Genomic DNA, 17685 nt, shown 5'->3' with positions numbered 1-17685 from the left:
ATCGCGCGAGGCTTCAGGGCAGCGCGCCATGGCCAGCGACGCACCCTCTGATCCGGACGACCTCGACGCCCTGGTGCGGCGCGTCGATCCCGACCGCTGGCTGTCCAGCCGCTTCATCGCCGATCCGGGCCAGCGGGCGGACGTGATCGCCCTCTACGCCTTCGACCACGAGCTGGCCCGCGCGCCGCGCATCGCCTCCAACCCGCTGCTCGGCGAGATCCGCCTGACCTGGTGGCGCGAGGTCCTGGAGGAGATCTTCGAGGACCGCGCCGTGCGGCGGCATCCGACCGCCCAGGCGCTGGCCGGCGCGGTCGCGCGCCGCGGCCTCGCCCGCGAGCCGCTCGAGACCATGATCGACGCCCGCTATCGCGAACTGGACCCGGAGCCGCTGAGCGCGGCCGAGGCGGTGGCCTGGGCGCGGGACACGGCGGGGCGGGCGGCGCAGGCGGCCGTCGCCGCCCTCGATCCGGCCGCATCAGGGGATCAGGCGCTGGCCGCCGCCGGGGCCTGGGCGCTGGCCCGCCGCGTCGCCGAGCAGCCGGACCTGCGCGGCGCCTTCGAGCGATTGCTCGCCGAGGGGCGGCGCGAGGCGGCGCGGCTCAGTCCGGCGGCCTTTCCGGCGGTGGCGCATGGGGTCTTCGCCGCCGCCCGGGCGCGCGGCCGGACGACCGAAGACCTGGGGAGCCGGTTGAGAATCACTCTCGCCGTGGCCCGGGGCCGGATCTGAGGCCTATTCCGCGGGCTCCAGCGCCGGGGCCCCGGCTCGCCAGGCGTCGAGGTCGGCCAGGGCGCGCTCGCCGACCAGCCGCTTCTTGGTCCGGCCCTTTTCCTTCGAGCCGAGCCTGCGGCCGTCGTCGGCGCGTTTCGGCAAGTCGTCGATCGGCGGCATCAGGCCGTAGTTGATGTTCATCGGCTGGAAGGAGCGGGCGCCGGCGTCGAGGTGGCCGCCGGTGATGTGGCCGACCAGGGCGCCCAGGGCGGTGGTCGGCGGCGGCGGCGGCAGCGTGCGGCCCAGCCGCTCGGCCGCGGCGTAGCATCCGGCCAGCAGGCCCACCGCGGCGCTCTCCACATAGCCTTCCACGCCGGTCACCTGGCCGGCGAAGCGCAGCCGGCCGTCGGCCTTCAACCGCAGTTGCGCGTCAAGCAGCCGGGGGCTGTTGAGGAAGGTGTTGCGGTGCAGGCCGCCGAGCCGGGCGAAGACCGCCTTTTCCAGCCCTGGGATAGTGCGGAAGATCTCGGCCTGGGCGCCGTGCCTCAGCTTGGTCTGGAAGCCCACCATGTTCCAAAGGGTGCCGAGCGCATTGTCCTGCCGCAGCTGGACGATGGCGTGGGCCTTTACGGTGGGGTTGTGGGCGTTGGTCAGCCCGACCGGCTTCATCGGCCCGTGACGCAAGGTCTCGCGGCCGCGCTCGGCCATCACCTCGATCGGCAGGCAGCCGTCGAAGTAGGGCACGTTCTCCCATTCCTTGAACTCGGACTTGGGGCCGGCCAGGAGGGCGTCGATGAAGGCGTCGTACTGGGCCTTGTCCATCGGGCAGTTGATGTAGGCCGCGGCCTCGCCGCCGGGGCCTTCCTTGTCGTAGCGCGACTGGCGCCAGGCGACGTCCATGTCGATCGAGTCGAGGTGCACGATGGGGGCGATGGCGTCGAAGAAGGAGAGCTGGTCCTCGCCGGTCAGGGCCAGGATCGCCTCGGCCAGGGCGGGCGAGGTGAGGGGGCCGGTGGCGACCACCACGCTGTCCCAGTCCGCCGGCGGCAGGCCCGCCACCTCTTCCCGCGCGATGGTCACCAGGGGATGGGCTTCCAGCTTCGCGGTGACCGCCTCGGCGAACCCCTCGCGATCGACGGCCAGGGCGCCGCCGGCCGGCACCTGATGGGCGTCGGCGCAAGCCAGGATGACCGAGTCCAGCCGCCGCATCTCGGCGTGCAGCAGGCCGACCGCATTGCCGGACCAGTCGTCGGCGCGGAAGGAATTGGAGCAGACCAGCTCCGCCAGGCTGTCCGTCTGGTGCGCCTCGGTGCCGCGCACGGGCCGCATTTCGTGCAGCACGACGGGGACGCCAGCCTGCGCGATCTGCCAGGCCGCCTCAGATCCGGCGAGGCCGCCGCCAATCACATGTATCGGTTTCGTCGTCATGCGTGGCTAACTAGCAACGTTGCGCTCGCATCGCGAGCGGGGCCTTGCGCCAGGCACGGCCGCACCCGAATTTGCAGCCGAAGGTGTCGTCGATTCGTTCTCCTGAACGTTTCGCGCCAAGGGATGGGAATGATCAGATTTTCGGCGAGCGAAGCCGCGCTCGAGGGCTTCCGCCTGACCCGGGAGCGGCCGGGGACGATTTTCGGTTGGGGCGTGGTCTACGCCGTCTGTGTGTTCGTCATCGGCCGGCTGATGCTGGTCAGTCTCGATCCCCAACTGATCGAGCTGACCCGCAAGAAGGATTTCGACCAGAAGGACATCGATCAGATCTCCAGCCTGCTCGCCCAGTCCTGGCCCGCCTTCCTGCTGGTCGTCGTGCTGCTGTCGGCCCTGTTTTCGGCGCTGATGGGCGGCATCTACCGCCTCGTGCTCCGGCCGGGCGAGAAGGGGTTCCTGCACCTGCGCTTCGGCAAGGACGAGCTGCGCCTGACCCTCGTCAACCTGCTGCTGATCGCCTTCGGCATGATCTGCCTGACCGCCGAATTGGCGGCGGTCGCAGCCGCCGACCAGCAGGGCGGGATGGCCACTGTGGCGGCCCTGGTGCTGCCGGTGGTCACCGTCTGGCTTGGCGTCCGGCTGTCGCTCGCCACGCCGATGACCTTCGCCCTGCATCGCTTCGCCATCCGCGACTCCTGGCGGGCTTCGCGCGGCAAATTCTGGTCGCTGTTCGGCATGATCGCCCTGGCGGTGATCTTCTACGTCATGGTCTGGCTGTTGATCAGCGTCATCGGCGCGGCCCTGATCGGCCTCGCCGGCGGCGCCGACGCCCTGGCCAACATCCGCAGCCTGGCCGGGCCGGCGATCATCGGCGTGGCGCTCTATTTCTTCCTGCAGCTGATCCTTCAGGTCATCCAGCTGGTGATGATCTATGCGCCTTTCGCCGTCGCCTATCAGCAGCTCCATGGCGATCAGCCGGCGAATCCGTTGAGGGCGCGGTCAGAGGACAGCTAAGGTTTGGGCGGCAGCGCGTCCCGCAAAGGTGGAAAACCGATTTCAGAACGCGCGCAGACTGTTGATAGGAGCCATCCCCGATCAATCTGATCGGAACTGGCTCGGGGCTCAGGGACCCGACATGACCGAGTTTTCCGCCAGCGACGCGGCGCTGGAGGGCTTCCATCTCATCCGGCGGCGCTGGCGCGTGGTTCTGGGCTGGGCAGGATTCACCCTGCTGGCCCTGGTCATGATCGTGGTGCTGTCGGCGGTGCTTTCGGTCGTCGCCTCAGCGGTCGGCGGCGGCGGCGACGCGGCGCGCAATCCTGCGCTCGGCGTGGCCGGCGTGATCGTGCTGTGCAGCTTCCTCTTCACCCAGGCGATCCTCGTGGCCGGCGTCTTCCGGCTGGAGATGCGCCCCGAAGAGCCGGCCTTCATGCATCTGCGGCTCGGGCGCGATGAGCTGCGCCTGCTGTTGGTCTGGCTGATCACCATCACCGGCGCCTGGGTGCTGGGCTGGCTCGCGGCCGTGATCGGTCACGCCCTGGGCGCCGGCGGCGTCGGGCTCGAGCTGCTGGCGGCGGTGCTGGCGATCTATCTCGGCCTGCGCTTCGCCCTGGCTGCGCCGATCAGCTTCGCCGAGCGCAGGATCGATTTCTTGCGCTCCTGGCGGCTGACCCGCGGCCGGGTGCTGAGCCTGTTGGGCATGAGCGCCCTCAGCCTCTGCCTCATCCTCCTGGTGACGCTGACGGTCTTCGTCGCCCTGGTGCTCGTCGCCCTCGGCTTCGGCGGCCTGGACGGCCTGTCCGGCGTGTTCGGCGGCAGCGAGGCGCTGCAGAGCCACCCCGGCATCTTCCTCCTGGCCTTCGTCATCCAGATCGTCCTGGCGCCGGTGGTCTGGACGCTGGGCATGGCGCCTGTGGCGGCGGCCTATCGGGCGTTCGCCGACGGCGACGGCCCTAAGACGGAACCGGCCTGAACCGCGGCCATGACCGGGGACGGCGGTGGATCAGGCCCGCTTCCGCGCCTCGACCCGCCGTTCGCGGTGGCGCTCCAGCAGTTCGGCCAGGTAGCGGCCGGTCCAGCTCTGGGGTGCGTCGGCGACCTGTTCGGGCGTGCCGAAGGCGACGATCTCGCCGCCGCCGTCGCCGCCCTCCGGGCCGAAGTCCAATAGCCAGTCGGCCGTCTTGATGACGTCGAGGTTGTGCTCGATCACCACCACCGTATTGCCCTGGTCGACCAGTTCATGCAGCACCTCGAGCAGCTTCTTGACGTCTTCGAAGTGCAGGCCGGTGGTCGGCTCGTCGAGGATGTAGAGGGTCTTGCCGGTCGCCCGGCGTGACAGCTCCTTGGACAGCTTCACCCGCTGGGCCTCGCCGCCGGACAGGGTGGTGGCCTGCTGGCCGACCTTCACATAGCCCAGGCCGACCCGCTTCAACGTCTCCATCTTGTCCCGGATCGGCGGGACCGCCTTAAAGAAGTCGGCGGCTTCTTCCACTGTCATATCAAGCACATCGGCGATATTCTTGCCTCTGAACATCACCTCGAGGGTTTCGCGGTTGTAGCGGTGGCCGTGGCAGACGTCGCAGGTGACGTAGACGTCCGGCAGGAAGTGCATCTCGATCTTGATCAGTCCGTCGCCCTGGCAGGCTTCGCAGCGGCCGCCCTTGACGTTGAAGCTGAACCGGCCGGGGCCGTAGCCGCGCGCCTTGGAGTCCGGCAGGCCGGCGAACCAGTCGCGGATGGGCTGGAAGGCGCCCGTATAGGTCGCCGGGTTGGAGCGTGGGGTGCGGCCGATCGGCGACTGGTCGATGTCGATGACCTTGTCGAACAGCTCCAGCCCCTCGATCCGCTCGTGCGGGGCCGGCGCGTCCGAGGCGTTGTGCAGCCGCCGCGCCGCGGCCTTGTAGAGGGTCTCGATGGTGAAGGTGGACTTGCCGCCGCCGGAGACGCCGGTGATGCAGGTGAAGGTGCCGACCGGGATCTCGCCGGTGACGTTCTGCAGGTTGTTGCCGGTCGCGCCGACGACCCGCAGCATCTTCTTCTTCGAATAGGCCCGGCGCTGTTCCGGCACCGCGATCTCGCGCACGCCGGAGAGGTACTGTCCGGTGATGCTGCGCGGCTCGGCCATGATGTCGGCGGGCGCGCCTTGGGCGATGATCTCGCCGCCATGGATGCCGGCCGCCGGGCCCATGTCGATGACGTAGTCGGCGGTGAGGATGGCCTCCTCGTCGTGCTCCACCACCAGCACCGAATTGCCGAGGTCGCGAAGGCCCCGCAGGCTGTCGAGCAGCCGGCTGTTGTCGCGCTGATGCAGGCCGATGGAGGGCTCGTCGAGCACATAGAGCACGCCGGTCAGGCCGGAGCCGATCTGGCTGGCCAGCCGGATCCGCTGGCTCTCGCCGCCGGAAAGAGTGCCGGAGCCGCGGCTGAGGTTGAGGTAGTCCAGGCCGACGTTCACCAGGAAGCGCAGCCGGTCGTTGATCTCCTTCAGGATCCGCCGGGCGATCTCCATCTGCTTGTCGGAGAGCTGGTCGTGCAGGCCCTCGAACCACTCGCGGGCGTGCTTAATGGCCAGCGTCGAGACCTCGCCGATATGCTTGCCGTCGATCTTGACCGCCAGGGCCTCGGGCTTGAGCCGGTAGCCGGAGCAGGCTTCGCACGGCGTCTCGGACTGGTAGCGGCCGAGCTCTTCCCGGACCCAGGCGCTATCTGTTTCCCGCCAACGCCGCTCGAGGTTCGGCAGCACGCCCTCGAAGGTCTTGTTGACCTCGTACTTGCGGGCGTTGTCGTCATAGACGAAGCGGATCTTCTCCTTGCCGGAGCCCTGCAGCACCACCTGGCGGGCGGCGTCGGAAAGCTTCCACCAGGGCTCGTCCATCGAGAAGTCGTAGTGGCGGGCGAGCGCCTGCAGGGTCTGGGTGTAGAGCGGCGAGGGGCCGCGCGCCCAGGGGGCCACCGCGCCCTTGTGGAGGGTCTTGTCCTTGTCCGGCACGACCAGGTCGGCGTCGAAGGCCAGCTTGGCCCCCAGGCCGTCGCACACCGGGCAGGCGCCGTAGGGATTGTTGAACGAGAACAGCCTGGGCTCGATCTCGCTGATGGTGAAGCCGGAGACCGGGCAGGCGAACTTCTCGGAGAAAATCAGCCGGCGGGGCTCTTCCTCTTTGTCGGTGCGTATATCGGCCCATTCGGCGACGGCGATGCCATCGGCCAGCCGAAGCGCGGTCTCCAGGCTGTCGGCATAGCGCTGTTCCTGGCCCGGCTTGGCGACCAGCCGATCCACCACCACGTCGATGTCGTGCTTGAACTTCTTGTCGAGGGTGGGCGCGTCCTCGATCGGATAGAATTCGCCGTCGATCTTCAGCCGCTGGAAGCCGGCCTTCTGCCACTCGGCCATTTCCTTGCGGTACTCGCCCTTGCGGCCGCGGACCACGGGGGCCAGCAGGTAGAGGCGGGTGCCCTCGTCGATGGCGGACAGCTTGTCGACCATCTGGCTGACGGTCTGGCTCTCGATCGGCAGGCCGGTGGCCGGCGAGTAGGGCACGCCCACCCGCGCCCACAGCAGGCGCATGTAGTCGTGGATCTCGGTCACCGTGCCGACGGTGGAGCGCGGGTTGCGGCTGGTGGTCTTCTGCTCGATGGAGATGGCCGGCGACAGGCCCTCGATCAGGTCGACGTCGGGCTTGCTCATCAGCTCCAGGAACTGGCGGGCATAGGCCGAGAGGCTCTCGACGTAGCGGCGCTGGCCCTCGGCGTAGATGGTGTCGAAGGCGAGCGAGCTCTTGCCCGAGCCTGAAAGCCCGGTCAGCACCACCAGCTCGCCGCGTGGAATGTCCACGCTGACGTTCTTGAGGTTGTGCTCTCGCGCGCCACGCACGCGGATCTGGTTCAGCTGCTCGGCCATCTTGTTCCGGAAACTCGGTCGGCCCGCCGGGGGTCCCGGCGGACGTGGGCTAATGTAGGTCCGTGACTCCTGGATATCACCAGAACGCAACCGGAACAAAGCGGCTGCGGTCAGGCGCCGCGGGCTGCTGACACCACGCTGGCAGCAGGCGCCGGCTTTCTGGCCCCAGGTTGTCTCAGCTTTGGGCGCGTCGCGCCGTCCAGCCGTAGAGCAGCAGCGCCGTGGCGGCGTAGACGGCCAGCGCCAGCGGCGTGGCCGGACCGAAGTCCTCCGGAACCACCGCGAGCGGCGCGCCCTTGCCGGTGGCGACGATCAGGCCGGCGTAGGCGACGTTCAGCAGGCTGTCGCCGACGATGTAGCCGGAGACCAGCAGGACGCCGAGCCGCTTGGTCGCTTCGGGATTGGGCCGACGCTGGGCGGCGCGGTTGAAGGCCCAGCCGGCGAAGGCGCCGAGGATCACCGGGACGGTGACGCTGGAGGGCAGGTAGATGGCCAGCGCCGCGCCGAGCGGCGGCAGGCTGTAGCGGCCTCCGCGGCGCAGCAGCTCGTCGACCACCACCAGGGCTGCGCCGATCAGGGCCCCGACGCCGATCAGGCCCCACTGCAGGTCGCCGCCGACGACTCCGGAGGCGATGGTGCTGATCAGGGTGGCCTGGGGCGCGGCGAGCGGGCTGTCGGAGATGGCCTGGCCGGGCGCGCCGGCGAAGCCGTAGGCCTTGTTCAGCAGGTTGAGGATCACCGGGATCGCCGCCGAGCCGGCGATCACCCCGATGATCAGCGCCACCTGCTGGCGCCAGGGGGTGGCGTCGACCAGCTGGCCGGTCTTCAGGTCCTGGAGGTTGTCGTTGGCGGCGATGGCGACCGAGATCAGCACACTGGTGACCAGCAGGGCGAAGGCGACCAGCGGCCGGGTGTCGCCGCCCTTCAGCACCGGCAGGCCGATGGCGGCGATCAGCAGGGCCGCGCCCAGCACCGACAGGATGGCCATGCCGGAGACCGGGCTGTTGGACGAGCCGATCAGGCCGGCCATGTAGCCGCAGACCGCGGCGACGGCGAAGCCGGCGATCACGATGTAGAGCACCGCCCCGATCGTCAGCGGCACGACCAGCCCGCCGAGCGGACCGCCGGAGAGGAAGGTCGCCAGCACCACGGCCACCGGGACCAGGCAGATCAGCGAGATCACCAGCATCACCCCGATCGGGATGTCCTGCTCGACCCGCGTCAGGCTGGCGGCATGGCCTTCGCCGCGACGGCGCTGGGCGGCGAGCGCGCCCGTGACGCCGGTGATCAGGGGACCGGCCAGCTTGGCGAGGGTCCAGATCGCCGAGACGCCGATGGCGCCGGCGCCCAGGAAGCGGACCTTCTGGCTCCAGACGCTGAGGGCCAGGTCGGCGGCGTCGCCTGCAACCGGCGCGGCGGCGGTGAGGACGGGGACGGCCGCGCCCCAGGCGATCACCAGGCCCACGAGCATGGCCGCGCCGACGGCCGGGCCCATCAGGTGCCCGGCGCCGAAGAGGGCCAGCGACATCTGCGCGCCCAGCCCCGTCGCTCCGCCGTTGGCGGTGCGGAAATAGGCGCCCACCTCTCCGGTGAAGATCCGCATGGCCGAGAAGGCCGCATAGACGGCGGCGGCGATCGCGCCCACCGAGATCGTCAGCAAGCCGAGCCGGCTGTCGGCCTCGGCGTCGACGGTGTCGCCGTATGCGCCGGAGCCGACGATCAGCACCTCGGCGGCGGCGACGCCTTCGGGATAGGGGAGGTTTGAATTGGTGACCAGCGCCCGGCGCAGGGGGATGGTGTACATCACCCCCAGAACGCCGCCCGAGGCGCAGACCCCGAAGGTGGTCCAGAACGGAAAGCCGGTCCAGGCGCCGATGATCACCAGGCCCGGCAGGACGAAGACCACCGAGGCCATGGCCCCGGCCGCCGACGCCACCGTCTGGACGATGTTGTTCTCGACGATGGTGGCGTTGCGGGTGAAGGCGCGCAGCACCGCCATTGAGATCACCGCCGCCGGGATCGAGGTGGCGAAGGTCAGGGCCACCTTCAGCCCGAGGTAGACGTTGGCCGCAGTGAAGACGAGGGTGATCAGCACCCCCATCACCACCCCCCGGATGGTGAGCTCCAGGCGGGAAGTTTCGGTGTGGTCCGCGGCGGCTGCGGTCATACGGCGTTCCGACTCCTGAAACGGGCGAAATCAAGTCCCGTCCGCTGTTAGAGCCGGATGCGCGCGCGGGCTCAAGCTCGCTCGCGTCAGTTGCGGGCCGAGGCTCAACGCGCGTCGTGAAAAATGACGCCCAGGGCGAAGCGCCGGCCGGAGCGGATCCGGCTGACGCCATGGCGAAGGGTGACGCGATAGACGCCCCGCGTCCCGCGGACCGGGCGCTCGCGGACTGGAAAGACGACGGCGTCGCCCTGGCGCAGGGGAACGACCTCGACGCGCGACTGCATGCGCGGCCGCTGCTCGGTCAGGACGAACTCGCCGCCCTCGAAGTCGCGTCCCGGCTCCGACAACAGGATCGCGACCTGCAGCGGAAAATGGTGCTCGCCGTAAAGGTCCTGGTGCAGGCAGTTGAAGTCGCCCGGCCCGTAACGCAACAGCAGCGGCGTCGGCCGGGTCTGGCCGGCGGCGTGGCAGCGGCGCAGGTAGGCGGCGTGCTCCGACGGAAAGCGATCGGCCGCGCCGAGCGTCTCGGCCCAACGATTGGCGATGGCGGCGAGCGGCGGATAGAGCCGCTCCCGCAGGTCTCGCACGGGCGGCGGCAGGGGATCGGCGAAATAGCGGTATTCCCCCCGGCCGAAGCCGTGCCGGCCCATGACCACCGTGCTGCGGAACCGTTCGGCGGCATCGTACCAGCCCGCTGCGGCCTCGCACGCGAGCGGCGTCAGCAGGCGCGGAATCCGGGCGCAGCCATGGGCGTCGACAGCTTCGGCGACCTCAGGCCAATCCGGCTCGGCGAACGGCTCAGCAAACGGCGGGGCGAGGGGGGCGTTCATCCGCAATCAAATCGCGGAAGATCCCCGTCGTCTCAATGCGGATTTCGAAACACAGGTCCGAAACCCGCCAGCCGCGGCCGAGCCGGTTCAGGCCCGCCGATTGAGCGTGATCGCGGTTGCCGCGCCGGACGACGACGGCGTCCGCGCGCCCGGACCGTAGCCGGCGAGCTGGTCGCGCTGACTGGCGACTTCCTCGGCGATGACGCGGACCAGGCCCTCGGTGACGAACTTGGCGGCCATGACGGCGCGGCCATGGCGCGCCAGCACCGCGTCGAAGGCTTCGGTGGCGCGGATCAGCCGCTGGCGCAGCTCGACCGGGGCGGCGATCACCAGGCCGGGATCGGCGCGCACCCGCATCGACTCATGCCGATAGAGGTTGGCCAGCCTGCCGGCCTCCTCCATCAGCAGGCCGGCGTCCTGCGGCCGGTGCTGCTCGAAGCAGAGGCTCTGCTTGGCGATCACGTCCGTCAGGCGTTCGGTCAGAATGGTCAGTTGGTCGACGCGTTCTGTGGCGTCATTGGCGGCGAGAGCCATGGGCGGTCTCCTTACTTCAAACCCTGCATCTTGAGCATTTCGCGTTGGACCTGGGCGGCGATGCCGATCCCGCCGGTCTTGGCCACTTTCTGGGCCATGGCTTCCGTGAGGAAGGACTTGAACATCTTCTCGCCCTCGCCGCCGCCGAACGGGGCGGCGACCTCAACGTCCTGGAACATCTGCTGCATCATGCTGGACAGGAAGGTCGCCTCGAACTTCTGGGCGGTCTCCCTGATCTGGCCGCGCTTGGCGAGCTCGGCGACGCTGGCGGCCGGGGACTGGCCGCTCAGCAGCTGCGGATCGACGAGGACGGGGTTGAAGCCTGCGACGTTCATCACATCACCTCGATGTCGGCCTGGAGGGCGCCGGCCGCCTTGATGGTCTGCAGAATGGAGATCATGTCGCGCGGCGTGACGCCGAGGGCGTTCAGGCCCTGCACCAGGGTGGAGAGCGCAGCCCCGCTGCTCAGGGTGACGAACTGGCGGCCCTTTTCCTCGTCCACCGAGACCGTGCTCTGCGGGACGACGGTGGTCTGCCCGCCCCTGGAGAAGGGCGACGGCTGGCTGACCGCCGGGCTCTCCTGGACGGTGATCGTTAGGTTGCCCTGTTGGATGGCGACGGTGGAGACGCGCACGTTCTCGCCCATCACGATCACGCCGGCGACCTCGTCGATCACCACCTTGGCGGGCGCGTCGGGGTCAACGGCGAGGTTCTCCACCTGGGCCACGAAGCTCATCATGTCCTGGCCGGCGCCCGGGCGGATGGCGACGATGGTCGGGTTTTCGGCCAGGGCCGAGCCCGGATAGCGGGTGTTGATCACGTCGGCGATCCGCCGCGCCGTGGTGAAGTCCGGATTGCGCAGCGTCAGGCGCAGCTTGTCCATGCTGGCCAGCCGGAACTCGATCTCCCGCTCGACCAGGGCGCCGGAGGCGATCCGGCCGGAGGTCGGCACGCCTTTCGAGATCGTGCTGCCCGAAGCGCCGCTGGCGCTGACCGAGCCGGTCTGCACCGTGCCCTGGGCCACCGCATAGGCCTGGCCATCGGCGCCGAGCAGGGGGGTGACCAGCAGGGTGCCGCCCAGCAGGCTCTTGGCGTCGCCCAGGGCCGAGACCGTCACGTCCATCTGCGAGCCGGCCGCGGCGAAGGCGGGCAGGCGGGCGGTGACCATCACCGCGGCCACGTTCTTGGTGTTGAGGTTGGCGTCGCGGGTGTTGACGCCGAGCCGCTCGAGCATGCCCTCGAGGCTCTGCTTCGTCATCGGCGCGTTACGCAGGGCGTCGCCGGTGCCGTTCAGGCCGACGACGATGCCGTAGCCGACCAGCATGTTGTCGCGCACGCCCTCGAATTCGACGATGTCCTTGATACGCGACTTGGCGACGGCCGGCGTCACCGCGAGGCTGGCCCCGAAGCTGGCGATGACGACGGTGGCGGCGAAGAGGCGAAGGACGCGAAGCATGGTTAACCGCAAAGCTGTTCGGGGCTCGCTATGCGACAGCCGTGCCAACTCGCTGCGGGCAGGAAAGATAAGTAAAAACAGTAGGGGTGGGGCGGGGTCGGCCCGGTCTTCGGCGCCCTCGGCAGAAATTGCCCGGCATTAACCATACCGCAAGCGCGCCAGCCGAACCTGCAGCCCTTAGAGTGTGTGGGGGAGTGTGAGTCGCCACATGAAGATCACCGGACCCAACGGAACAGGATCCGCCACCGGCCCCAAGGGGACGCGTGCGGGCGCCAGCGGCGGCTTCAAGCTGCCGGGGATGGACGACGCCGGCGCGGCTGCGCCGACGGGGGGCGTCAACCGCGCGAGCAGCGTGATGGGCGTGGACGCATTGCTGGCCCTGCAGGACGTGGGCGGGCCTTTGGAGCGCAAGCGCCGGGCCGTGCGGCGTGCGAGCCGCATTCTCGACGTTCTCGACGAGGTGAAGCTCGCTCTGCTCGACGGACAGCTCAGCGCAGGGCAGCTCGACCGGCTGCGCCGGGCGGTGCGCGCCGAGCGGGATCTGACCGAGGATCCGATGCTCGAAGGGCTTCTGGACGAAATCGAATTGCGTGCGGCGGTGGAAGTCGCAAAACTGGAGCAAGCCGCGCATGCGGCATAAAAGTACGAATGGGGAGAGCGCCGATTGAAAGCGTTATGCGTTTCGTTGTACACGCAGCACGTGTTTCTAGGCGTCCAGGGGGCGTGAGGTTTTCATGAGCACAGCCACGGTTATGGCTGAGAAGGCCGAGTATCGTCCGACTGAGGACGAAGAGTTTATGAATGAGAGGCAGCTTGAGTATTTCAAGCAGAAGCTTCTCGACTGGAAGGAAGAGATCCTCCGCGAGTCGCGGGAGACGCTCACCCACCTGCAGAGCGAGACCGAGAATCATCCAGATCTGGCCGATCGCGCCTCGTCTGAGACCGATCGGGCTCTGGAGCTCCGCACTCGCGATCGCCAGCGCAAGCTGATCTCCAAGATCGACGAGGCGATCCGGCGAATCGAGGACGGCAGCTACGGCTACTGCGAAGAGACAGGCGAGCCGATCGGCATCGCCCGGCTCGAAGCGCGGCCCATAGCGACGCTGAGCCTCGAGGCCCAGGAGCGGCACGAGCGCCGCGAGCGGGTCCACCGCGACGACTGAGACCCGACGGCCCCGCGAGGGGCCGTTTTGGTTTCGGGGTCGGCGAGGCGGACAAGCCGTTGAACGGCGACGCCCGTGGTCGATGGCGGCGTAGCTTCAGCGTGTCTTCATCCTTTGCCCTTAGAATTCCCGCGGAGTTCGAGCAGGGCGCGTGGGATTGCAGAGAGAGACCTCTGAGTATCGCAGTGTCGCGGCGCTCTTCTGCATCGCCATTCTGCTGATCGTCGTCAGCGGCGCCGCGCTGATCGGCTTTTCCTGGCGCGCTCTGGACCAACAGGAGGCGTCTCGCGAGACGCTGGTCGCGCACCGTTACGTTCAACGGACCCTGCGGCGGATCGGCGCCGAGGTGCTCTCGGGCACGCAGTGGGACGAGGCCTGGCTGCATACGCGCAACGGTCTCGAACCGAAGTGGATCGATGATCATCTCGTGGCCGCCTACTACCAGGGCTCGTTCGGGCACAACCTCGGTCTCATGTGGGATTCGCACGGCAGTCTGGCCTACGCCGCCCGCGAGCGGCGACGCGCGCCGGTCGCTTCCGTCGCAGCCTGCGCGAGCGCGCTTCGTCCGATGGTGCTGCAACTCCAGCGCCAGGAACTGGCCAGGCGCCGCGGGCTCGACGCCTCGGCCTCACCGGCGCCGGCCGTCGGCTACACCAGCTGGCGCACGACCGCCTTGTCGTGCGGGGATGAGGTCTATCTACTGGCGCTTTCGACCCTCGGGCCGTCCGATGGCCGGACCTCCGGCGCTCAGCCCGCCAGCGTGGTGGCCAGCGGCTTGCGGATTGACCGCGAACTGCTGCGGCAGTTCGACGACGATCTCGGCGTGTCCGGGGCGAGGCTTCTCCACGGCGGCGAGCCAGGCATGGGGCGGGTCGTGCTCGTCGACGCCGCGCCGGGACCGTCGCCGGCGATCGCCTGGCGCGTCGCCCGGCCCGGACCGGAGGCGCTTTGGCGGGCGCGGGGATATGTCCTGGCGGCGCTCGTCCTGCTGACCTGCACCTTCGACCTGCTCAGGCGACGAATTCGCCGACTTTTGCGGGCCAGCGAAGCGTACGATCGCGCCCGACGCGTGGCGCTGGCGGAGGCGCAGGCGGCGAGCAAGATGAAGTCGGAGTTCATCGCCAACGTCAGCCACGAAATCCGCACGCCCCTGAACGGCGTGCTCGGCATGGCGCAAGCGCTCGAACGTGAGCCGCTCACCCCAAGGCAGCTCGCCCGGGTCCAGACCATTCGGCGGTCCGGAGAGGTCCTCCTCGACCTTCTCAACGACGTGCTCGACCTGTCAAAGATCGAGGCTGGCCGCCTCGAGATCGAGACGGCCGCTTTCGATGTCGAAAGCATGGTCGCGGATCTGATCACGCTTCATCAGGAGGTCGCGCGGACCAAGGGCGTGCGCCTGAGCGCGAAGGTCGGCGAGGCGGCCGTCGGCCAATGGCGGGGCGACCGGGCGCGGTTGCGACAGATCCTGCAGAACCTGCTTTCGAATGCGGTGAAGTTCACCGCCCACGGCGAGGTCTCCGTCGAGGTGTTCAAGGCGCCTGGCGGCCTCGGCTTCGCCGTCGTTGACCAGGGAATCGGCATTGCGCCGGACCAGCTCGACCGCCTGTTCCAGAAGTTCAGCCAGGCGGACGGGTCGATCACGCGCCGCTACGGCGGCACGGGGCTCGGGCTCGCGATCTCGCGGGAGCTGGCGCAGAGGATGGGCGGGGACATCCAGGTCACCAGCGAGCTGGGTCGAGGCTCCCGTTTCGAAGTGGTCCTGCCGCTGGCGCCGGCGTCGGAGCCGGTTCCGGCGACCGAGGACGAGGCGCCCTTCGAGTTGCGGCCGCGGGATTCCGCCCCCGTGCGCGTGCTGGCGGCCGAAGACAACCCGGTGAACCAGCTGGTCCTCAAGGCCTTGCTCGAGCCTCTGGAGATCGAGCTGACGATGGTCGCCGACGGGCTCGAGGCTGTCGAGGCGGCCAGGCAGGCGCCGTTCGACCTCATTCTCATGGACATGCAGATGCCGGTGATGGACGGCCTCGAGGCCACCCGCCAGATCCGGGCCGACGAAAAGGGCGGCGGCAGGCGCACCCCGATCATCGCGCTGACGGCGGACGCCATGGCGCATCAGATCGAGGCGGCGACGGCCGCGGGCGTGGATGGGCACGTCCCCAAGCCGATCGAAAGTCAGGTCCTTTACGCGGCGCTCGATCTTGCCCTGCGCCTGGGCTCGGGCTCGGCGGACGCCGAATCGACGGTCAGACGGGCGTGACCCAGAGGCAGGCGGGACGCAGGCCTTTTGCGCCGGAGCCGGGGTTCCTCTATATATGCTCAGAGTGAGCATATTTCCGGGCCGGCGGCGCCGCCTGGGCGCCCGGTGAGTTGGGTGATCAAAAGCCGACGGAGCCCGAGCGCGTGACCAGCCCGTTCTACGCCATCCACACTCAAGGCTTCGTCCGCACGGCGGTCTGCACGCCGCGCGTGGCGGTGGGGGATCCCGGGTTCAACGCCGCCGAGACCCTGGCCCTGGCCAAGCAGGGACACGCCCAGGGCGTCGATCTGATGCTGTTCCCGGAGCTCGGGATCTCGGCCTACGCCATCGACGACCTGCTGCTGCAGGACGCCCTGCTGCGCAGGGTGGACGCGGAGCTCGCGGGCCTGGCCGCCGCCAGCGTCCGGCTCGATCCCGTGCTGGTGGTCGGCGCGCCGCTGGAGCATGGCGGGCGGCTCTACAATTGCGCGGTGGCGATCGCCAAGGGCAGGGTGCTGGGCGTCGTCCCCAAGAGCTTCCCGCCCAACTACCGTGAATATTACGAGCTGCGCTGGTTTACCCCGGGCTGGGGGGTGCAGGGCCAGGAGATCGAGGTCGCGGGCCAGCGCGTCCCCTTCGGGACCGACCTGATCTTCGAAGCCGCCGACCTGAAGGACTTCAGCTTCGCCGCCGAGATCTGCGAGGACTTCTGGGCGCCGCAGCCGCCCTCGACCCGGGCCGCGCTCGCCGGCGCCCTGATCCTGTTGAACCTGTCGGCCTCCAACATCGTGGTGGGCAAGGCCGACGAGCGCGAGATCCTCTGCGCCTCCCAGTCGGCCCGCTGCCATGCCGCCTATCTCTATTCCGCCGCCGGTCCCGGCGAGAGCACCACCGATCTCGCCTGGGACGGCCAGGCCAGCATCCACGAGCTGGGCAAGCGGCTGGCGCAGACCGAGCGCTTCCCGACAAAGGGCCAGATGGCGATCGCCGACATCGACGTCGAGCGGCTGCGGCTGGAGCGGATGCGCACGCCGACCTTCAACGCCGCGGCGATGGCGGCGGGCTATCCGGAGAAGGCCTTCCGCTGCGTCCGCTTCGAGCATCGGCCGCACGGCCGCGACGTCGGCCTGACGCGGGCGGTCGAGCGCTTCCCCTTCGTGCCGAGCGACCCGGCCCGCCTCGACAAGGACTGCTACGAGGCCTTCAACATCCAGGTCCAGGGGCTGTCCAAGCGGCTGCAATCGACCGACGCCCAGAAGGTCGTCATCGGGGTCTCGGGCGGGCTCGACTCGACTCACGCCCTGATCGTCGCCTGCCGGGCGTTCGACGCGCTGGGACTGCCGCGCGCCAACATCCTGGGCTTCACCCTGCCGGGCTTCGCCACCAGCGAGGGGACCAAGTCCGCCGCCTGGGGCCTGATGCGGGCGCTGGGCGTCACGGGCCGGGAGATCGACATCCGACCGGCGGCGGAGCGGATGCTGGAGGACATCGGCCACCCGTTCGCCGACGGCAAGCCGGTCTATGACGTGACGTTCGAGAACGTGCAGGCCGGTCTGCGCACCGACTATCTGTTCCGCCTGGCCAACCAGAACAACGGCTTCGTGCTCGGCACCGGCGACCTCTCGGAGCTGGCGCTGGGCTGGTGCACCTATGGCGTCGGCGACCAGATGAGCCACTACAATGTCAACGGCTCGATCTCGAAGACCCTGATCCAGCACCTGATCCGCTGGGTGGCGGAGGGCGGCCATTTCGATCCAGCGGCGGCGAAGATCCTGCTGGAGGTCCTGGACACGGAGATTTCCCCCGAACTGGTGCCGGCCGACGCGACCGGCGCGATCCAGAGCACCCAGGCCATCGTCGGTCCCTACGAGCTGCAGGACTTCAGCCTCTACTACATCACCCGCTACGGCCTGCGGCCCTCGAAGGTCGCCTTCCTCGCCTGGCACGCCTGGAAGGACGCCGGCCGCGAACCCTGGCCGCCGCACTTCCCGGCCGAGGCGCGCCACGCCTACGACCTGGCGACCATCAAGCGCTGGATGGGCGTCTTCCTGTTCCGGTTCTTCCAGACCAGCCAGTACAAGCGCTCGGCCATGCCCAATGGGCCGAAGGTCGTCTCCGGCGGCAGTCTCTCGCCGCGTGGCGACTGGCGCGCGCCCTCGGACGGGACGGCGAAGGTGTGGCTGGAGGAGCTGGACGCCAACGTTCCCTGAGCCGCGGTCGACGCGGCCTTCGCCGGAGCGTTGTCTGCGACGGTACGGCTTGCCCGTATCG

14 protein-coding genes are annotated in these 17685 nt (G+C 69.2%); 7 read left to right on the top strand and 7 right to left on the bottom strand.

The window, feature by feature from the left end:
• The first annotated feature begins 28 nt into the window (after positions 1-28).
• The gene (locus tag ACSQ2B_RS05450) at positions 29-727 is read left to right on the top strand and encodes a squalene/phytoene synthase family protein (RefSeq protein ID WP_436048029.1); all 699 of its coding nucleotides are present in this window, start codon (positions 29-31) and stop codon (positions 725-727) included.
• A gap of 3 nt (positions 728-730) precedes the next feature.
• Here the strand turns inward: ACSQ2B_RS05450 and trmFO are convergent, their stop codons facing one another.
• Positions 731-2137, bottom strand: coding sequence for a methylenetetrahydrofolate--tRNA-(uracil(54)-C(5))-methyltransferase (FADH(2)-oxidizing) TrmFO (trmFO, locus tag ACSQ2B_RS05445; RefSeq protein WP_436048027.1), 1407 nt, complete (start codon positions 2135-2137; stop codon positions 731-733).
• Between the two features lie 129 nt (positions 2138-2266).
• Between trmFO and ACSQ2B_RS05440 the strand changes: the two genes are divergently transcribed.
• On the top strand, positions 2267-3148 hold the full coding sequence (locus tag ACSQ2B_RS05440; protein WP_436048025.1) for a hypothetical protein: 882 nt from the start codon (positions 2267-2269) through the stop codon (positions 3146-3148).
• A 121-nt stretch (positions 3149-3269) separates the two neighbouring features.
• Complete coding sequence (locus ACSQ2B_RS05435) at positions 3270-4106, top strand: hypothetical protein (RefSeq protein ID WP_436048023.1); 837 nt, start codon at positions 3270-3272, stop codon at positions 4104-4106.
• Between the two features lie 30 nt (positions 4107-4136).
• Here ACSQ2B_RS05435 and uvrA read toward each other — a convergent pair whose 3' ends face one another.
• The 6 genes from uvrA to ACSQ2B_RS05405 all read right to left on the bottom strand — a co-directional run bounded on the left by uvrA (position 4137) and on the right by ACSQ2B_RS05405 (position 12018).
• Positions 4137-7031 (bottom strand): excinuclease ABC subunit UvrA, encoded by a 2895-nt coding sequence (gene uvrA, locus ACSQ2B_RS05430; protein WP_436048022.1) that lies wholly within the window; start codon positions 7029-7031, stop codon positions 4137-4139.
• A 175-nt stretch (positions 7032-7206) separates the two neighbouring features.
• The gene (locus tag ACSQ2B_RS05425) at positions 7207-9198 is read right to left on the bottom strand and encodes an OPT family oligopeptide transporter (RefSeq protein ID WP_436048020.1); all 1992 of its coding nucleotides are present in this window, start codon (positions 9196-9198) and stop codon (positions 7207-7209) included.
• A gap of 104 nt (positions 9199-9302) precedes the next feature.
• The gene (locus tag ACSQ2B_RS05420; RefSeq protein WP_436048018.1) at positions 9303-10028 is read right to left on the bottom strand and encodes a 2OG-Fe(II) oxygenase; all 726 of its coding nucleotides are present in this window, start codon (positions 10026-10028) and stop codon (positions 9303-9305) included.
• 87 nt (positions 10029-10115) lie between these two features.
• Positions 10116-10562 (bottom strand): flagellar basal body protein, encoded by a 447-nt coding sequence (locus ACSQ2B_RS05415; RefSeq protein WP_436048016.1) that lies wholly within the window; start codon positions 10560-10562, stop codon positions 10116-10118.
• A gap of 11 nt (positions 10563-10573) precedes the next feature.
• Positions 10574-10897 carry a rod-binding protein gene (locus tag ACSQ2B_RS05410; protein ID WP_436048014.1) on the bottom strand — a complete coding sequence of 108 codons (324 nt, stop codon included), beginning with the start codon at positions 10895-10897 and terminating at the stop codon, positions 10574-10576.
• Positions 10897-12018, bottom strand: coding sequence for a flagellar basal body P-ring protein FlgI (locus ACSQ2B_RS05405; RefSeq protein WP_436048012.1), 1122 nt, complete (start codon positions 12016-12018; stop codon positions 10897-10899). Before ACSQ2B_RS05405 ends, ACSQ2B_RS05410 begins: the two co-directional genes overlap by 1 nt.
• A gap of 208 nt (positions 12019-12226) precedes the next feature.
• On the opposite strand from ACSQ2B_RS05405, the gene fliX reads away from it, so the two are divergent.
• The 4 genes from fliX (at position 12227) to ACSQ2B_RS05385 (ending at position 17624) form a co-directional block, all read left to right on the top strand.
• On the top strand, positions 12227-12658 hold the full coding sequence (gene fliX / locus ACSQ2B_RS05400; RefSeq protein ID WP_436048011.1) for a flagellar assembly regulator FliX: 432 nt from the start codon (positions 12227-12229) through the stop codon (positions 12656-12658).
• 94 nt (positions 12659-12752) lie between these two features.
• Positions 12753-13181 (top strand): RNA polymerase-binding protein DksA, encoded by a 429-nt coding sequence (gene dksA / locus ACSQ2B_RS05395; RefSeq protein ID WP_436048009.1) that lies wholly within the window; start codon positions 12753-12755, stop codon positions 13179-13181.
• Positions 13182-13332: 151 nt separating this feature from the next.
• On the top strand, positions 13333-15435 hold the full coding sequence (locus ACSQ2B_RS05390; RefSeq protein WP_436048007.1) for an ATP-binding protein: 2103 nt from the start codon (positions 13333-13335) through the stop codon (positions 15433-15435).
• Positions 15436-15578: 143 nt separating this feature from the next.
• Positions 15579-17624, top strand: coding sequence for an NAD(+) synthase (locus ACSQ2B_RS05385; RefSeq protein WP_436048005.1), 2046 nt, complete (start codon positions 15579-15581; stop codon positions 17622-17624).
• Positions 17625-17685: the final 61 nt, after the last annotated feature.

The organism is Phenylobacterium sp. LjRoot225, assembly GCF_964252855.1.
In the GTDB taxonomy this organism is placed as follows: domain Bacteria; phylum Pseudomonadota; class Alphaproteobacteria; order Caulobacterales; family Caulobacteraceae; genus Phenylobacterium.
Note: the sequence above shows the minus strand (reverse complement) of the source record. Positions and strands in the feature narration are given on the sequence as shown.